The sequence below is a fragment of the Pontimicrobium sp. MEBiC01747 genome, assembly GCF_053601635.1.
The window spans coordinates 1-19448 of sequence record NZ_JBSHNS010000587.1; the positions used below are offsets into that span (position 1 = coordinate 1).

Consider the following 19448-nt stretch of genomic DNA (forward strand, 5'->3'; position numbering starts at 1 on the left):
GCTCCTGGAGGGTATTGCGTCATTATTTCTGCAACGAACTCTTTTATTCTAGCTTCTTTTTTATCTATATTTCTATAGTTTGCTAGAGTTCCAGAACCTTTACCTTGCCATATAAGCTCTTTTTTATTAGCATCTATTAAATCTATGTATAAACTACCTTCTGTAGTAGACCTAATAGAACTACTATTTCCCCAGTAATAAGGACTCCATCCCCAGCCGTAGCCATAAGGACCAAAACCACCATTGTTATACACATTAACTTGTTCTCTAGATTTAGTAAAAATACTAACTAATATATCTGGAGATTCAGATTTAGTAAATCCTTTAGCTAACATTTCTGTTTCAATAGCTCTAAGAATTCTACGTTTATCTAAATCGCTAATTTCTGCTTTATCAATTCCAGTCTTAAAAAATGCAAATGTTTTGTAATTGTTAAAATCTGCATTTTTATCGTAATCTGAAACAACACGAACAGAGGTACAGGAGCTTACTATTACTATTAGTAATAAAAAGGGTAATGTTTTAAGTAACTTTCTCATAGATGATTTTTTTAGTTTCCATATTAAAGGGAAACGGTTAATGGTTATAACGAGTCTATAATGGCATCATCGACAATGTTTGGTAATGTTACTTTTAAGTTAGGCTCGATTTCCATAGCGCGTTTTATTGCAAAAACAGCACCTTCGTTTCTAGCCCAACTTCGTCTTGAAATTCCGTTATTAACATCCCAGAATAACATTGATTTTAAACGTTTTGATGCTTCTTTAGTACCATCAAGAACCATACCAAATCCTCCATTAATAACTTCTCCCCAGCCAACGCCTCCACCGTTGTGAATGCTTACCCAAGTTGCTCCTCTAAAGCTATCTCCAATAACATTATGTATTGCCATATCTGCCGTAAAGCGTGAACCATCATAAATATTTGATGTTTCGCGATATGGAGAGTCTGTTCCAGAAACATCGTGATGATCTCTACCTAAAACAACAGGACCAATAGCTCCTTTTGCAATAGCTTGGTTAAAAGCTTCTGCTATTTTTGCTCTTCCTTCTGCATCTGCATATAATATTCTTGCTTGCGAACCTACTACCAATTTGTTTTCTTGAGCGCCTTTTATCCATTGTATATTATCGGCCATTTGTTGTTGGATTTCTTTAGGAGATTGCGTCATCATTTCTTCTAGAACATCACAAGCTATAGCATCTGTTTTTGCTAAATCTTCTGGGTTTCCTGAAGCACAGACCCAACGGAAAGGCCCAAAACCATAATCGAAACACATAGGTCCCATAATGTCTTGAACGTAACTAGGGTATTTAAAATCGATACCATTGTCTGCCATAATATCTGCTCCTGCTCTAGAAGCTTCTAATAAAAAGGCATTTCCATAATCGAAGAAGTATGTCCCTTTTGCAGTGTGTTTATTTATAGCAGATGCATGACGACGTAAAGTGTCTTGAACTTTAGTTTTAAATAACTCAGGGTTATTTGCCATCATATCGTTAGATTCTTCAAAAGATAATCCTACAGGATAATAACCACCAGCCCAAGGGTTGTGTAATGAGGTTTGATCGCTTCCTAAGTCTATATGGATGTTTTCTTCATCAAATTTTTCCCAAACTTCTACTATGTTTCCTAAATAAGCAATAGAAATAATTTCTTCGTTTTTTTGAGCTTCTTTTATGCGAGCTACTAATAAATCTATGTCGCTAATTTTTTCATTAATCCAGCCTTGATCTAAACGAACTTGAGTTATTTTTGGATTGACTTCTGCACAAACGGTAATACAGCCAGCAATATTTCCTGCTTTTGGTTGCGCGCCAGACATACCGCCTAAACCAGAAGTAACAAACAAGTTTCCTTTAGGGGCTTTTCCTATTTTTCTAAAGCCGTTTAAAACTGTTATTGTTGTACCATGAACAATACCTTGTGGGCCAATATACATATAGCTTCCCGCAGTCATTTGCCCGTATTGCGTAACACCTAAGGCATTAAATTTTTCCCAATCATCTGGTTTAGAATAATTAGGAATCATCATACCGTTAGTAACAACAACTCTTGGTGCTTCTTTGTGCGAAGGGAACAATCCCATTGGATGTCCTGAATACATCACAAGTGTTTGCTCGTCTGTCATTTCGGCCAAATATTTCATAGTTAGCCTATATTGTGCCCAATTTGAAAAAACTGCACCATTACCTCCATAAGTAATTAATTCATGTGGATGTTGGGCAACAGCATAGTCTAAATTGTTTTGAATCATTAGCATTATAGCTGCTGCTTGCTTAGACTTTGCAGGGTATTCGCTAATGGGTCTAGCATACATTTTGTAATCTGGTCGAAAACGAAACATATAAATACGACCATACCGTTCTAGTTCTTCTTTAAACTCTTTGCTTAATGTTTTGTGGTGTTTCTTATCGAAGTAACGAAGGGCATTTCTTAATGCTAACTTTTCTTCTTCTTTAGAAAGAATAGCTTTTCGTTTCGGAGCATGGTTAATCGAGGTGTCGTATGGTTTTACATTAGGTAAACTGTCTGGAATACCTTCTAAAATTTGTTCTTTAAATGACATGGTATTTGTTTTTAATTAATAATTAGTTTGCGAAATCTAGTTATTAACTATGGGTACCGTATGTCTGCACGATGATAGCTCGTCGCGATTAATATCTTGTATGTTTTAAAGTAATTGTCCAATGTTACTTTTGTGTGTTTGTTTTTTTGTTATATCCATATGGGCAATGCCTACAGCCACTTTCGCAACAATACCCTCTTTTTAAATGGTATTGTTCGGTAAAACAGCGGTAACCTTCTGGGGTTAAATAATAGTCGCCCTCCTCTACAGGAATTATTTTTTTCATATTGTCGCAAAGATAATGTAAATTAGAATGATTTTTGAATGCTATTAACCAATGATTTTATTTTCTAAATATTTAGTACCTAAAGGGTATACAGGCATTACTATTTATCCTTTCGTTTTTTTGAAACATAAAAAACTAAAAAACGATGTAGTACTCATTAATCATGAGAAAATACATTTAAAACAGCAATTAGAACTATTAATTGTGCCTTTTTATACGTTGTATTTAATTGAGTTTATTGTAAGGTTGGTTCAATACAGAAATTGGTATAGTGCTTACAGAAATATCTCTTTTGAACGTGAAGCTTATAGAAATGAAAACGACCTTAATTATTTAAAATCAAGGCCGTTTTGGAAGTTTATAAAGTACTTGTAGTACTTAATTATTTTTTTTCTAATTTTTGAAGACGTGCTTCGAAAGCATCAATGATTTTTTGTTGTTCATTCACACGATTTTCTAAAGTTTTAATTTGCTCTTGTTGTTCTTGAGTAGCTTTTATAAGTACTGGTACCAAAGAGATGTATGACACTTTTATATTTTTAAGTTTAACAGATTCAAATGTGCCATCCTCCTTCTTTTTATAAGTTTCGGTTTTTGAAGCCTCTTTAACCAATTTATTAACTTCTTGAGCAACTAAACCTATTCTGTTTTCTTGAAAAGGATCGTCTTTTAATTCGTATGAAATAGTACTTAATTGCATAATTTCATCTAGACCATAAGTCATCGGTTTTATATTTTTCTTGGCATTTATATCTGAAGTAGTGAAAATGTTTCCTGCATAAATATTCCTCCATTCGTTAGCAAAACCTAGATCGTATGTTAAATGCTGGGTAGGAGAAAAAGTATCACTTATGTACAATTCGGCTTCACCATCTACAAGAAATTCAATAGAGCCTAAACCCATAGTGGTACCTCTAGAAAGACCATTATCAAAATCAGCTACATAATCTATAGTTGTTGTATAGGCATCGGCAGCTGCAAGTGTAGTTGTATTAAAAGCATTTCCATCTGCAAATAAGGCTCCAGTAGAACCAAAAATAACAGCATCGTTACCTGCGTCAACAAACATTACGTTTTCGTTATTGTTAGATTCAATTCTTAAATCTAAATCTGAACCCAATTCATTAAATATTGTTGTATTGTTACCAGATATTTGATGGTTTACTGCATTATCTTGGTAGATGTTTACTATACCATCATCATTAGAATTTGTTAGTTCTACTAATACATCTCCAGAATTTGCTGCGCCATCTCTAATTTGTACTTTGTCCATAAAAGAAGTTTCTGTAGTGTTTAAGCGCATCTTTTCAACAGATTGTCTTCTAAAAGAAACATCATTATCATCTACAGTTCCAATAAAATTAATAGTTGGGTTTGTGCCTGTATTACCAACAATAGTCCAGTCTGTAGAAGGTCTGGTTGTTAGCATAACCCATGCTGCTCCATCCCAATAGTAAAAACCAGCAACATTTACACCTCCAGCACCATTATTATATATTAAAGTACTTGTTATTGGTCCACCACCTTGTGGATTTGTAAAAGTAGTGGTATCTGTTAATGATGCTAAGCTACCTCTGGGGATAAGTAAGCCAGCATTTGCTGTTGTAATGTCTAGCGCGCCCTCAGGAGTTGTTGTGCCAATTCCAACTTGTGCAGTTGTGGTGTAGCTTATAAATATACTAAGGATTAATGTAAGTGTTATATTTTTAATCATGTAGGGAGATTTCATTGTAATAGAATATTTTTATTTTGGCGAGCAAATGTGAGGTTTTTTACTAGTTAATAAAAAATATTCCTGTTTTTTTCGTTTAAGTGTAGCACCGTTATTTAGAAATGGAGTTGTGTATGTGGTGTAAATAACTTGTGTGGTTATTTTAATTTACTGATTTAATGTGAATTGAGTTTTAATCTATAGGTTTTGTAGAATTATAAAACAACTTTGTAATATAGTGCATAAATAAAATTTCGAATATTACTATATGGTTATCGACGAAATACAGTTGAGGGTTAGTGAGATAATCGGGTGTAGGGATAAAGAAAAAGCCTTTACTTGGTGTAAAGGCTTCTTGAATTATTTACTTGTAGTTATAGTGGATTATTTTTTCTTTAATGTTTTTAATTGACTAGCTCTTAAGTTCTCTCTTCTTGGTGTTCTTTTCGCTTCATCGTAACGTAAAGCTGTTTTTTGATTACTTATATTTTCTGTTTTAGTCGGGTTAACTGGTGCATTACCAAATTTTACTGTTCCGTTTTCGCTCCATATAGCTACTTTACTATCTTCTGAATTTTCATCAGACATTACAGCATTTATATTTCTGTCGAAATCTGAACTTAATATTTCTGTCGAAATTGGAGTTGCTTTGATTTTCTTTTCTGCAATAGCTATCCAATTGAAAGATACATTAGATTGTCCTCCTTTATTCTCCTTTATAGTAAATCCATTTTTGTCTACAGAAACAATGTGTACGCCATTACTTTCTCCATAAGGTGTAACAGTAACTATAATTGGTGCGCTTTCGTCTATTATTTGAGAATAATCTTTATTAAAAGGAATGTAACTTGTTCCATTTGTTAGTTTACCTCTTCCTTTATCTTGAATATCTTGACTCATTGATGTGTTAGCGTATGAGACTGCTCTTGAGCCATCTTGTTTTTCATCTAATACAATAAAGGCTTCGTTAGTAATTGTTTTTCCTTGATTGTAATTAGCAAAACGGTCTCCAGTAAATACTGTGCCATACTCATGGCCTTTAACCCAAGCACCAATAACACCACCATGAACACCTAAACCTATTGATGTGTCTACATAATTACTTGTAGTTTTTCCTCCAGCTCCACCATTTATACGAGTACCTCCAAAAGCATATACTGCATAGCTTGTTCCGTTACTAGCATAATAACCTAAACTACCACTAGCTAAAAAATCTGTACCTAAAACACCTCCAGTTCTTGTAGTTACATTTAAACCTACATCTCCTTTTACACCAAAAGCATATGCTGCTGTGTTACTTAATGAACCTAGTACACCATTAGATGTGTTGTTTGTAAAGTTTGAGCCTGACGCATTGTTAAATGTTGATCCACGTACTCCTGGTCCATTTGCATTAGTTCCACTATATTCACCTTGTACAGCTGCAAATGCTGTATTTCCACCGGTAACAGCTCCATATACACCTCCTCCATTTTGGTCTGTGTACCCGTTTACTGCCCATGGGAAAATTGCGTTACCTTCACTAACACCATTCATTAAATCCCCAGGTAGTACCGTTTCTAGTGCTCCAATGAAAAATTCACCTAATGAAGATGCTCGAGCGGCATGGAGTCCAGATGTTCTTATATCAAAATTTGTTGTGTCGTATGTTCCAACAAAATGAGTTCCTTGTGTAGCTGGTACACCAGTAACACCAGTAACACCTCCGTCTATTCCTCCATTTCCTATAATAGACCAGTCTAACCCTCCAGGTGACCCTGCTACAGATATCCATCTTGTACCTAACCAATAATAAAGTCCTGGTGATACGTTGTTTGGAATTGTACCAGCTGTGTTGGTATTCCATACCAAAGTTCCATCTGGTATAACACCTCCTTGCGGATTAACTACAGGAGCTTGTACTGTTAAGCTTGTTAATGCTACCTGAGGCGGCACCATTCCTTGAGTTGTAGATGAAATATCTAAAGCTCCTCTGGGAGTTGTAGTACCTACTCCTACTTGAGCAGATAATTCAAAGGTTAAAAATGAGCATATTATAATGCTTAATAAAATTGCTTTATTTTGAATTTTATAAGTCATAACGTTGGGAATTATGATGTTAATAATAATTAGTTTGTAACAGTTAATGTGCTACAATATATCATTAAAATTCATTCCTAACATACTTCATGTATATATAATCGATAAAATGCGCTTAATCGTGATTCTGTGAATATTTATTCGGTATATGTGTTTTTTGTTAGATTAAAAGTGTTTTACAAATGATGAACCGTATTGGTTGGTTAAAAAGTATTATAATATGGTGTTGTTATTTTGTGTTTAGTATATGGGTTTTTTGTAAATAATAGAATCATCGTTAAGTGTTATTTTTATAAGTAGAACTCTATTCGCTTTTTGTATACCTGTTAATGAGATGGTATTAGTGTTAATTGTATTGTAGGTTTGTAATGTTCTACCTAAAACATCATAAACAACAATATTTTTTATGTCTTTAGTATTGGATATAACATCTAATGTTTCGTTATTTATTATTTTAACTGTATTGTCGTTAAGAGTATATTCTTCAATTGATAATAAATTGGGGTTTTTGTAAATTAATTCAAAACGATCATTATAGGTGCCTATTTCTGAAGTAAAGATATATGGGGCAGATTTTAAATCATGTATAAAGCCTGTATTGTTATCTTTTATATATATGTCTTGGTCGTTAAATAAATCGTCTAAATGGTCTATCCCAATTCTATAAGTGTTGGCAACTGTAGCTTTAAACCCTAGTTGTACAGTATCTTCATCGTTAAATGGAAGGGGTCTGCCTTGAATAGCTAAATTTCCATCTGGAATAATAGAGTAGAAAGATACAAAATTGCCGCCATTGGCTAAACCATCTAATCCTCTATCCCATTCTAGAGAGGCACCATCGGCATAACCAATTAATATTTGACTAAAAGCACCTTCGTCGTTGCTTAAATTTAACCATAGTCTATGTTTTTCAATATCTAGATTGGTTGTACTAAAACTGCTTTCTGTAGTCCTTAAAAATGTATCGTTATTTCCTGAAACTCTCATAGTGTTATTAAAAGTAGCCGTACCGTTTGCTAAGCCCATAACAAAGAAGGATTGGCCTGAAGCAATGTATCTCGTAGGGGTTAATCCGCCAGAGGCAGCTGTTGCAGTAGCTCCTAAAGAATTAACTGTAGCATAATCACTTCCTGTGTAATTAGCTCCAAAATCTGCATAAAAAGGATCTGCGTAAGAATCGTCTGGGGCTGTATTATGTGTCCATAAATATGCGGTACCATCTAAAATAGCAGAATTTGTATTTAAAAAATCTACTAAATCTACTGCGGATGCATATGGGTTGCCTATTAGGTGCCATTGGTCGTCATCTGCTCCAACGACTGTATCTCCATAAGAAAATCCAATGTTTGCATCTGTACCTATAGTAATTGGCACATTTACATCTCCGTTTGTTGGTGTTCCTGAAAAAGTAGCTGTATATACTGCTTTAGTAAATTGATCTGCACTGTAGGTTTGAGGTGCTCTAATAGCATAGCCAATACCGCTAACCATATCTGTGGAGGTTGCGTTTTCTAATATCCAGTTTCCATTACCATTTGCGACTGTAGATTGCCAGCTAAAAAATTTATCGCCTAAAGTATCTGGAGATAACTCTAGCAATTTATAATTAGAAGCCGTTGTTAAAGGAGAGGACCAGTATGTGTAATCGTATCTGTAAATTGGTTGTGTGTCTCTTTCTATTCTAACATCTCCAATATTTGCATCATTATTTATTTGTATTAAACTGGCACTATTTCTAATGTCGAAAATTCCACCAGTATTTACATTTACCCATTCTGTGACTGTTATGTTATTATTAGATTGTAATTCTAAATTTCCTGTCGATTTTACTTTTAAATTTCTTGCGTATGCATCGTAACCAGAACCTGTAATAATACAATCATCTGGTATTATTACACAGTTACTAGAAGTTGGTACGCCAATTGGTAACCAGTTGTTTGGATTGTTCCAGTTTGTTGACACTGAACCTGTCCAAAACTGCGTTCTGTTGTTTATGGATACATTTTCACTTACAGAACACCCATTTGATAAAATAGCTGTGGCTGTGAATGAGAATGATGTAGATTCTAATTGTGTAGCATTAGGCTTAATATATACTGTACTTGCAGTGTCTCCCTCTATGTAAGGTATTGTTGCTGCGGCATCTACATAAGCATCAATTGTAGAGGTACTACCAGACCAAGTGAAAGATGATGTTAAGGGTCTAGTTCCAAATAATTGTATATTATCTATAGCAACTCCATCACACCAATAATTTGCATAATAACGAAACCTAATTCTTAAATCTGGTTCGTTTACATAGGCAGACAAATCCAAGGAAACACTTGCGAAAGCAGTACCATAGCCTACATCATCATCATAGTATTGTATGCTAGTCCAATTTGTTCCTCCATCTGTAGAGGCTTCTATTGTTACATTTTCTGGAATAGATACGTTTACTAAATAACGAGAAAAATACATGTCGAAGTTTAATGTTAAGTCTGTAAATGTAGAAGTGTTTAGAGATGCAGACTCGAGGGCATTTTCAGTAATATTTGTTGTTCCTGCATCAGACGTAGCCATTACAAATTTGTTTGTTCCAAAACCAGATGAAATTGCAGGGAACCATACCTGTTCAGAAGGAATGAATGTGCTTTCTCTTCGAACCCAATTTGTAATGTTATTTTCTGCTGCTCCGTTGTCTTGTATATTGTTGTTAGTAAATACGCCTAGCCCACTTAATCCTGAATCTTCAAAATTTTCATCAATTAAATAGGCAACTTCGTTAGAGGCCGAGGCAGATAATTCTATAAAGTCATCCTCTCCACAGACTTCAGGGACAGATGGTGTAAATGTTAAAACGGTTGTGGGCATAATAATAGCTCTTACTTTTGTTCTTACTAAAGATTCACAAAAACCATTATCTGCTGTAACATAATATGTATGAGATGATGTTAATGCAGGGGTGGTCCATGATGTGGATGCTGTTGATGCAATTGGAGTTGCATCTGTATCATTTGCATACCAATGGTATAGTAGTGTTCCTGTGCTTCCTACTGCTTCTAAATCTACTGTTCCATTACCACAATTTGAACCTTCTGTAATGCTGTCTATTATAGCTGGACAGCTTTGTATAACTGTAAATGTGTAGTCTTCTGTTTCTCCATATTCTGTATATCCAGCGTTGGTGTTTATGTCTTCGCAAGAATCAAAATCATATCCAAAATACTCATTAGTGCCTGCAAAACTGTTATATAGACGTATACGAATTGTGTAATCTCCTAGAGGTTGAGTAGGAGGTATAACGAAACCAAAAGTTGTACTAGAGGTTCCTATTGTTGCAGAATCGAAAACTTCTTCTGTGTTAAAATCGTAAAGACCATCTAAATTCCAGTCAACCCAAGCTTTAATATGACCTCTTCCTCCAACTGTTTCTACAAATACATTAATACCTTCACCTTGTGCTTGTATGCTATTGGTTAATCCTGACCAATCTTGATAACCTTGTGATCCGGCTGTGCTATTATATCCATTATTTAAATTAGTAACATCATTTAGCGTACCAATAAACTCAACATCATCAAAATATAAGGTAGTTTCGTTAGAAAGTGTTTCTGGAACACAAGGGCCAATAGGAGCATTTACTGTAACATTATAATCTTCGAATTGACCATAACTTGCAGATTGGCACGCTCCTCCAGTATAGTTATAATAATGCATAATTCGCATTCGTGTGGTGCCTAACGATGCTGTGGGAGGGACAGCAATATTAGCCGTTAATGTAACACCATCTGTTGCGTTAGAGGCAGGCATATTACCTAAGTAGTATACCTCTCCAGCATCTACATATGATCCGTTTTGATTCCAATCGAAAAAGGCATATTCTTGGAATAAACCTGTATTACTTGTGTGTGCTTGTATATTTAAATTATAGGAGCCACCTAGTTCAACGGTAGCATTATCACAAAAAGCTTGAAAGCCAGCTGTGGTACCAATTCCAGGGTCTGTTGAATTATTTATGCCAGCAAAAGTGATATTTGATATAGGAAAAACTCTACTAGGAGCAGAAATAGTTGGAACGCAATAGCTTCCTTCGCAAGCCATTAAAGCTGTTAAGGGGGCTGTTACACTTGTTTTATTTAGTGATTTTGCGGAAATCACTTTTTCTAATATTTCTAATTCCTCATGTTCGTTAGGTGTAATAAAAGTATTATCTGTTTTTATTCTTTTAGACTGGGACTCTATTGCTCGTTTGTTATTTACTTTGTTTTGAGCTTGAATAGAAGAAATAGAGAGACCTACAATAAAGAAAAGAATTAAACACAGAGAGCCTTTTAAATTAAACTTTATAAAGTTTAAAGTTGGGAGTAGTTTTTTTTCCATAGTATATGGAGTTTTGGTTAGTTTTAGATTAAGGGGTTAAAAACTCGATAAAATAACTATTAGGGAGCGTTATAAAACCAAATTATAGATTAAATGTATAAAAAAATCTATGAAATACAAAAATAAATTTTTAATGTAAAAGATTTTGAAGTGTTAATAAGTCGGATTTTATAGAGAATATAACTCTATAATTTATAAGTAGATAATTAGGTTATGGGGTTAATTTTATTGCTCTTATCGCTAGTTTTTATAGAACGTAATGTGTGTTGATAAGTTATTAAATGAAAAAAAAGCTCAATTTTAAAATTGAGCTTTTTTTTCATTTAATATTTATTTAAAGTTTAGTAAATAGGTTTTTTGTAAATTATAGTGTTATCTGTTAGTGTTATTTTTAATAGTAGCATTCTGTTGGCTTTTTCTATACCATTTAAATCTAAGTTTTTTGTGTTTAAATTATTGTATGTTTGAAGCTTTCTTCCTAAAATATCATATGCAACTACACTTTTTATATGCTTGATAGTGGATGTGATACTTAAGTGGTCGTTATAAATAACTTTAATTATGTTGTTATTTATGTTAACTTCATCTATAGATAATGTCTCATTAGTATAAACTATCTCAAATCGATCATTAAATGTTCCTATTTCTGAATTGAAAATATATGGAGCAGTTTTTAAGTCATGAATACTATTTAAGTCTTTGTCCTTAAGATAGATGTTTTGATCTAAAAATAATCCATCTATATGATCTAACCCTATTCTGTAGGATGCTTCTTCAGTTGATTTGTATCCTAATTGAACAACATCTGCCTCATTAAATGGTAAAGGCCTTCCTTGAATAGCAAGATCGTTATTAGGAATAATAGAGTAGAAGGTAACAAAGTTGCCACCGTTTACTAAACCATCTAGGCCACGATCCCAATCTAATGTAGCTCCATCTGCATAGCCTATTAAGGTTTGGCTGAATGCTTCATTTTCATTACTTAAGTTTAACCATATTCTATGTTTTTCAAAGTCGTTATTTGTTAAGTTAGTTGTATTTTCTATAGTTCTTAAAAACACATCATTGTTGTTGGTTACACGCATGGTGTTATCAAATATTGCAGTACCATTACTTAAGCCCATTACAAAGAAAGATTGACCAGATGCAATGTATCTTGAAGGTGTAATACCACCTGTAGCAGCTGTGTTTGTAGCGCCTAAAGAGTTTACTGTTGCGTAATCACTACCTGTATAATTAGCTTGGAAGTCTGCATAAAAAGGATCTGTTATTGCTGTAGATGGAGCTGTATTGTGTGTCCATAAGTATACTGTTCCATCTAGTAAAGGGCTATTGTTAGCACTATTTAAGAAGGTTACAACATCTATTGCAGAAGCGTAGGGATTTCCTATAAGATGCCATTGGTCGTCATCTGCTCCAACAGTAGTGTCTCCATAGGTGGATCCTATATTGGCATCGGTTCCAATAGTTATAGGTACATTTACGTCTCCATTGGTTGCGGTACCAACAAATGTTCCCATATATGTTGTTTTTATTGCAGAGTCTGGGCTATATGTTTGTGGTGCTCGAATAGCGTATCCTTTGCCGCTTTCCATGCTTGTAGTTGTTGCATTTTCTAATATCCAATTACCATGACCGTTTGCTACTGTAGATTGCCAACTGAAATATTTGTCATATAAGGTGTTTGGGGATAGGTCAGATAACGTAAAGCCAGATGCCGTTGTTAGTGGCGATCCCCAATATGTATAATCATATCTGTAAATTGGTTGAGTTTCTCTTTCTATTCTAAAAATACCACTGTTGGCGTCATTATTAATTTGTACTAAACTAGCTGTATTTCTAATGTTGAAAATTCCGTTAGCATCCACGGTTACCCAATCTGAAACTGTTAAATTGTTACCAGATTGTAGTTCTAAATCTCCAGTAGGTCTTATCGTTACATTTCTGGCATATGCATCATAGCTTGTTCCAGATATTATAGTTTGATCTGGAATAATAACACAGTTATTAGAGGTTGGTACTCCACTAGGAAGCCAGTTTGAAGGATCGTTCCAATCTGTAGAAGAGGCTCCTGTCCAATATTTAGTTCTGTTATTAATAGATATTGTTTCACTTACATCACATCCATTATCTAAAGTTGCGGTTGCTACAAATGAAAAAGTATTAGATTGTAGTTGTGCTGTTGTTGGTTTTACATATACTGTATTTACAGCTGTACCAGAGTATGGAATTGTTGCTGCAGCATCAATGTAAGCATCAATTGTTGTTGCGCTTGTCCAAGTAAATGATGATAAGACAGGTCTAGACCCGTACAGTTCAATATTGTCTATTGCAACTCCATCACACCAATAATCAGCAAAGTATCGAATACGGATTTTTAAATCAGTTTCATTAATATAAGCGTCTAAGTTAAATGATACATTAGACATGTCGGTTCCATAGCCTATGTCATCATCATAAGTTTGAATTGTAGTCCACGCTCCGCCTCCATTTGTTGAAACTTCAATGTTTACATTTTCTGGAATAGTGCTAAAATAACGTGAGAAATAAATATCAAAACTTAAGGTTAGGTTGGTAAAAGTTGAAGAGTCTACAGTTGCAGATTCTAATGCGTTTTCTGTTATGTTAGTGGTTCCAGAATCTGATGTAGCCATAACAAATTGGTTAGTTCCAAAGCCAGAAGAGATAGCGGGAAACCAAACTTGTTCTGAAGGGATAAATGTACTTGTACGCTGCTGCCACATTGTTATAGCGCTTTCTCCTGCACTATGATTGCGTATGTTGTTATTTGTAAATGTGCCTAGTCCTGTGCCTTCAAAATCTTCATCTATTAGATACGCAATTTCGTTTGCGCTGGCTGCAGAGATTTGAATAATATCATCTTCACCACAAACTTCAGGTACAGAAGGCGTGAAAGTGAGAGATGTTATTGGTCTTATAGTTGCAGTTAGTTTTGTTCTGACTAGAGATTCGCAAGAACCATTATCTGCTGTAACATAGTAATCTGTGGTAGTGCTAAGGCTAGGGGTAATCCAGTTTCCTGTTGAGGTTGTTGCAATTGGAGTTACGTCTGTAGTATTAGCATACCAGTTGTATTCTATGGTTCCGCTGCTACCGGTAACAGAAAGGCCTACAGTTCCAGGACCGCAATTTGAACCTTCGCTAATACTTGTTATTTTTGCATCGCAACTTTGTATCACTGTAAAAGTGTAATCTTCTGTTTCTCCATATTCTGTATACGATCCATTAGTGTTAAAATCTTCGCAAGAATCAAAATCATAACCATAAGATTCTGTGCCTCCAGAAAAGCTATTGTATATTTTAACACGCATTCTATAGTTTCCTACGGCTTGGTTAGCAGGGATTATAAAGCCGAATGTTGTACTTGATGTAGCAATAGTTCCTGTATCATAGACTAATTCAGATGCGGTTTCCTCAAAGAGACCATCTAAATCCCAATCTACCCATGCTTTTATATGGCCTCTATAAGTACCAGATTCTAAAAACACATTAATACCTTCTCCTTGTGCTTGTATGCTATTGGTTAAGCTAGTGAAATCTTGGTAACCAACTGTTCCTACAGATGAGTAACTGTTATTTAAGTTTGTAACATCATTAAGGGTTCCTATGAATTCTACATCGTCTATATATAAGTTAGATTCATCATTTGATGATGTTGGCTCACAATAAGTAGCTATACTTGAAGTTGTAGTATTACCTGTTAATGGAAGGGTTGTGTTATATATTGGGCCTCCTGTACAACCTATATTGTTGTAAGAGTAAATAAAGAAATAATAGGTTGTTGTTATTGTAAGTCCTGAGGTAGAGAATGTTAAGTTGTTGTCGTTATCTATTACCGTATTACCTGCTCCAATAGTATCTCCTATGTTATATGATGTAGCATTAATTGGTGCTGGTGGTAAGCCCGTAGTATTCATTACTATTAGGTAGTTGTCTGGTGTTGGTGATGCAGCAGTAAAACTTCCAGATATCGTACTACTTGTAACAGAGTTAAAGGTTAAAGCAGTAGGTTGAGCTATTGGAGCTGTACAAGGTAATGGGGTGCCAACAACTAAAGTGTAATCTTCGGCTTCTCCTCTTGTTGCGGAGAAAAAACAGGAATCAGGGTTGGTGTCGAAGTAATCAATAAGTATTCTCATTCTATAACTTCCTGCTGGTGTAGCGGGAGGAATAACAAAACTTCCAGTTATTCCAGTTACGTAGGCTCCAGAGCCAAATACTTGCTCTCCAGCATCAGTAAAATCAGAATCATTATTATAGTCTATCCATATATTTGCTCCAAATGTTGGGATGCCTGTACCAACAAAAGTACTACTGAAATTTACTGTGCCTCCTGCTATTTGAGTGACGATCATGCTCGTAAAGTCTCCATAGCCAGTACCAGAGTATCCAGATCCATTGTTGGTTATGTTTGTAGAGCCTCCTGTAGTGCTAAAGTCATCTATATAATTGTTCGTATCTGATGAGGTTGGTATACAGTAACTAGGAGTTACAGTTGTTGCGTTTCCTGTTAATGGATTTGTTGTATTGTATAAAGGGCCTCCGCTACATGCTGTATTGTTGAATGAAAAAATGAAAAAATAGTAAGTTGTCGTAGCGTTAAGACCAGTAGCTGTAAATGATAGGTTAGCATCATTATCTACTACAGTATTTCCAGTTCCTATAGTATCTCCAATATTGTATGTTGTTGTATTTGTAGGAGAAGGTGGTATGTTAGTGGTGTTTGCTACTACTAAATAATTGTCTGGAGAAGGGGATGCCGCTGTAAAACTACCATCTATAGTACCGCTTGTTATTGCTCCAAAAGTTAAAGCAGTGGGTTGTGCTGTAGGAGTAGTACATGGTACTATGGTTAGTGTTGTTGCGTTACCTGTTAGTGGACTTGTCGTATTGTATAAAGGGCCTCCGCTACATGATGTATTATTAAAGGAGTATAAAAAGAAATAGTAAGTTGTATTATCGGTAAGACCAGATGCTGTAAATGCTAAATTAGTATCGTTGTCTACAACAGTATTGCCAGCTCCAATAGTGTCTCCTATATTGTAGGTTGTTGTGTTAACTGGTGAGGGCGCAATGTTAGTAGTGTTCATTACCACTAAGTAATTATCTGCAGTGGGAGATGCTGCTGTAAATGTAGCGTCTATTGTAGATGTTGTAATAGCTCCAAAGGTTAAAGCAGTGGGTTGGGCTGTTGGTGCAGAGCAACTAGGAGTAGGGTCGGTTATACAAATATCAAATGTGCCATTGTTATTATTGCCATATTCAAAAAGACGAATATATAATGTGCTTCCTGGTATTTGGCCTGTTAAAGAAATGTATGACATGTTACCATTAGTACTAGAATCGTCATCACAAGAAACTAATGCTAAGGAACCACAGCTTCCTGAGTATACAGCCATTCCACTATCTGTAACTACTCCAGTGTTTGTATCAATATTAAGGTTTCCACTAGCAGGTACAGTTACTGTAAACCAAACATCTCCGCCTAAGTAGCTAGAACAGCCAGGTGCTGGAGTTTCTCCACTATCTGTTGCGTTTTCATTTGTGTAAGTAGCAAAACTACAACTAGTGTTAACAGGTAAGGCTATGGCATTGCTACAATCGTTATTAGTAGGAGCAATAGGTGCTGATGTAAGTGTTACAACAATGTCTCCATTTAAAGCATTTGTGGTGGCGCAATTATATCTGTTTAGTTGTATTCTATAATCTCCAGTTGTAGCTGGTGTGAAATCTATTGAAGCTTCAGATCCGCTACAAGCTGGGCCATTATCGTCATTGTAAGCTACAGATGTGCCACCGAGATCTCTAATAGTCATTTGTGTGTCAAAGCCAGATCCGCAATTAGAAATTCTATAAGTGGCTCCAGCAATCATATTGTTTACTCTAAAGTTTCTCCTTCCTCCTTGATTAGCGGGGGGCGTACAAGAAACACTTGTGCTTACTACTGTAGGTGCCGCGGAGGTGCAAGCATCATTTGTAATATTTGCACATTGACTATAACTGTTTATGGAAAAAATAAAGAGAATTAAAATACAAGTAATGTATTTGAGAGGCTTTGGTGTCTTAGTTATTTTAACTAAGGTAGGAGTGTAAAGTAATTTTTCAATCATAGAAGGTTAGTTTGGGGTTAACAATCAAATAGATATTTAGCACACATTAAATATTAAAGCATATTTAATACTTAAATAGAAATTAAATTAAGGGGAGTTTTAATATTGTATTTTAACTATTTTAGGTTCAACAACCATTATGTTAAAAGTGCACATTAAATTATAATAAATGCCCTGGGAGTAGCGATAATTATAACTTATATATAAAATACATATTCTTGATTCAAAAGATAGTTAAAATAAATGAGTTATTTTTTGAAAATTCTTTCAAATGCATTTTTTGTCGTTTAAATGCATTTTTTTGTATGTATTTATGTTGTGTATTAGTAATAAAATCGATAAAAGGTTTTTTTTAAGGTTTAATAAAATGTTATAGTCTTGATTTTGTTATAGATATATTTTATGCGCTTTTTTTGAGTATATTATTCTATTGCTCTTGTGTGTTAAATATTGAAGAGTATACTGTAAAGTTGTACGTAGGATATGGTAGATTCTAAACTATTATTTAAATACAGTATATGTAAACCGTATTTGTAAATTAAAAGTATTTATAAGTAAATTTGAACATTAATGTATTAACTATAATAATGTAGAGGGATGAATACTAAAAGGTGTATGGCAGTAAGTTTTGTTATTAGTTACTTTCAAGGTGAAAATTAAATCATAAAAAATGATGGTGAGTTTATGGAGAATTTAAGTGGTGTTTTTTCTGTGGAGACTACTCAAGTAAAAGGAGTGTCTAGTGTTGTGGAGTTGTTTGTAAAAAGAGAAGACAAAATCCATTTAGAAGTCTCAGGTAATAAGTATAGGAAATTAAAATATAATATTGAGAAAGCTTTAGCAGATGGCGTTAATACATTATTAACTTTTGGCGGAGCATTTTCTAATCACATCGCTGCAACTGCTGCTGCAGGAAGACTTTATGGAATAAATACAATAGGTGTTATTAGAGGTGAAGAATTAGAAAAACAAATTAATAACAATCCAACATTATTATATGCTCAACAATGTGGAATGCAGTTTAAATTTGTTAGTAGAAGTGATTATAGAAACAAAGACTCAGAATTATTTATTGAGAGTTTAAAAAAAGAGTTTAAAGATTTTTATATTGTACCTGAAGGCGGAACAAATGCTTTAGCAATTAAGGGTTGTGAAGAAATTTTAACAGCAACAGACAATATTTTTGATTATATATGTGTTCCTGTTGGAACAGGTGGCACAATTTCTGGTATAATTAATAGTGCATTACCAAATCAAAAAGTTTTAGGATTTTCGGCATTAAAAGGTGATTTTTTAATTGAAGATATTAGTAAGTTTGCAAAACAAGATAATTGGCAGTTAATTAGCGATTATCATTTTGGTGGCTATGCTAAAATAAATACTGAATTGGTAATGTTTATTAATCAGTTCAAAGAAAGACATAATATTTCTTTAGATCCGGTTTATACAGGGAAAATGATGTACGGTGTTTATGATATGATAAAAAACAATTATTTTCCACCAGGTTCCAAAATACTAGTTATCCATACAGGTGGATTGCAAGGAATTAAGGGAATGAATATAAGATTAAAACAAAGAAAACTGCCTTTAATACAATGAAATTAATGAGACATATATTTATTATTCTAGGTTTATTAGCGCTGCTTTCTAGTTGTGGCTCTCAAAAACGAGTAACAACAACTAAAAAGAGGAATAAAAAAGTAAGGGTTGTAAAAACTAAACCAAAGGTTGTCGTTAAAACTACTCCAAGGACTAAACCAAAAGTAGAAGTTACAATAAAAGACACACCAGAAGTATATGCAACACCTACAGATGAATATATTGCAATTTATAGTGATATAGCTCAAGACGAAATGCGTAATTATAATATACCAGCGAGTATAACTTTAGCACAAGGTATTTTAGAATCGGCCTCAGGAAAAGGACGTCTATCTGTAGAAGCAAATAATCATTTTGGGATAAAGTGCCATAGCGGATGGAAAGGAGGTCGTATTTATCATGATGATGATAAAGATCAAGAGTGCTTTAGAAAATATAAAAATTCGAAATACTCATTTAGAGATCATTCTCTATTTTTAAAAGGCCGTAAGCGTTATCATAAGCTTTTTAAACTTAAAAAAGATGATTATAAAGGCTGGGCTAGAGAGCTAAGAGCTGCGGGTTATGCAACAGACAGAAAGTATCCTCAAAAACTAATTAGTTTAATAGAACGTTATCAATTATATCGTTTTGACGCAGAAGTTTTAGGTAAAGATACAGGTGTAAATGAGAAGCATATTGTGGTAAAAGGAGATACGTTGTATTCGTTAT

10 protein-coding genes are annotated in these 19448 nt (G+C 34.3%); 3 read left to right on the forward strand and 7 right to left on the reverse strand.

What is annotated here, in order from left to right:
- The 3 genes from ACVC2P_RS19750 to ACVC2P_RS19760 form a co-directional block, all read right to left on the reverse strand.
- A partial coding sequence (locus ACVC2P_RS19750) for a DUF4136 domain-containing protein (RefSeq protein ID WP_452600170.1) occupies window positions 1–539 on the reverse strand: 539 nt, incomplete at its 3' end.
- 44 nt (window positions 540–583) lie between these two features.
- Complete coding sequence (locus tag ACVC2P_RS19755) at window positions 584–2569, reverse strand: urocanate hydratase (protein ID WP_452600171.1); 1986 nt, start codon at window positions 2567–2569, stop codon at window positions 584–586.
- A 124-nt stretch (window positions 2570–2693) separates the two neighbouring features.
- A complete protein-coding gene (locus ACVC2P_RS19760; protein WP_452600172.1) occupies window positions 2694–2855 on the reverse strand; it encodes a DUF5522 domain-containing protein in 162 nt (53 codons plus the stop codon).
- Window positions 2856–2906: 51 nt separating this feature from the next.
- On the opposite strand from ACVC2P_RS19760, the gene ACVC2P_RS19765 reads away from it, so the two are divergent.
- Complete coding sequence (locus tag ACVC2P_RS19765; RefSeq protein WP_452600173.1) at window positions 2907–3230, forward strand: hypothetical protein; 324 nt, start codon at window positions 2907–2909, stop codon at window positions 3228–3230.
- Between the two features lie 7 nt (window positions 3231–3237).
- Here the strand turns inward: ACVC2P_RS19765 and ACVC2P_RS19770 are convergent, their stop codons facing one another.
- From ACVC2P_RS19770 to ACVC2P_RS19785, 4 genes are all read right to left on the reverse strand, one after another.
- Window positions 3238–4584: a tail fiber domain-containing protein gene (locus ACVC2P_RS19770; RefSeq protein ID WP_452600174.1), complete on the reverse strand. Its 1347-nt coding sequence runs from the start codon at window positions 4582–4584 to the stop codon at window positions 3238–3240.
- Between the two features lie 366 nt (window positions 4585–4950).
- The gene (locus ACVC2P_RS19775) at window positions 4951–6645 is read right to left on the reverse strand and encodes a hypothetical protein (RefSeq protein WP_452600175.1); all 1695 of its coding nucleotides are present in this window, start codon (window positions 6643–6645) and stop codon (window positions 4951–4953) included.
- Window positions 6646–6885: 240 nt separating this feature from the next.
- Complete coding sequence (locus tag ACVC2P_RS19780) at window positions 6886–11007, reverse strand: GEVED domain-containing protein (RefSeq protein WP_452600176.1); 4122 nt, start codon at window positions 11005–11007, stop codon at window positions 6886–6888.
- A 341-nt stretch (window positions 11008–11348) separates the two neighbouring features.
- A complete protein-coding gene (locus ACVC2P_RS19785) occupies window positions 11349–17138 on the reverse strand; it encodes a GEVED domain-containing protein (protein WP_452600177.1) in 5790 nt (1929 codons plus the stop codon).
- 684 nt (window positions 17139–17822) lie between these two features.
- Between ACVC2P_RS19785 and ACVC2P_RS19790 the strand changes: the two genes are divergently transcribed.
- Entirely contained in the window at window positions 17823–18737 is a 915-nt protein-coding gene (locus tag ACVC2P_RS19790; RefSeq protein ID WP_452600178.1) for a 1-aminocyclopropane-1-carboxylate deaminase/D-cysteine desulfhydrase, read from the forward strand.
- Between the two features lie 5 nt (window positions 18738–18742).
- Window positions 18743–19448: glycoside hydrolase family 73 protein (locus tag ACVC2P_RS19795; protein ID WP_452600179.1), on the forward strand; the 706-nt coding region annotated here is incomplete at its 3' end.

What these genes read in the sequence shown, in the direction of transcription:
- ACVC2P_RS19790 (WP_452600178.1), top strand. Translation starts at nt 17,823, where the DNA reads ATGGAGAATTTAAGTGGTGTTTTTTCTGTGGAGACTACTCAAGTAAAA.
- ACVC2P_RS19755 (WP_452600171.1), bottom strand. Translation starts at nt 2,569, where the DNA reads ATGTCATTTAAAGAACAAATTTTAGAAGGTATTCCAGACAGTTTACCT.
- ACVC2P_RS19780 (WP_452600176.1), bottom strand. Translation starts at nt 11,007, where the DNA reads ATGGAAAAAAAACTACTCCCAACTTTAAACTTTATAAAGTTTAATTTA.
- ACVC2P_RS19785 (WP_452600177.1), bottom strand. Translation starts at nt 17,138, where the DNA reads ATGATTGAAAAATTACTTTACACTCCTACCTTAGTTAAAATAACTAAG.
- ACVC2P_RS19770 (WP_452600174.1), bottom strand. Translation starts at nt 4,584, where the DNA reads ATGAAATCTCCCTACATGATTAAAAATATAACACTTACATTAATCCTT.
- ACVC2P_RS19775 (WP_452600175.1), bottom strand. Translation starts at nt 6,645, where the DNA reads ATGACTTATAAAATTCAAAATAAAGCAATTTTATTAAGCATTATAATA.
- ACVC2P_RS19760 (WP_452600172.1), bottom strand. Translation starts at nt 2,855, where the DNA reads ATGAAAAAAATAATTCCTGTAGAGGAGGGCGACTATTATTTAACCCCA.
- ACVC2P_RS19765 (WP_452600173.1), top strand. Translation starts at nt 2,907, where the DNA reads ATGATTTTATTTTCTAAATATTTAGTACCTAAAGGGTATACAGGCATT.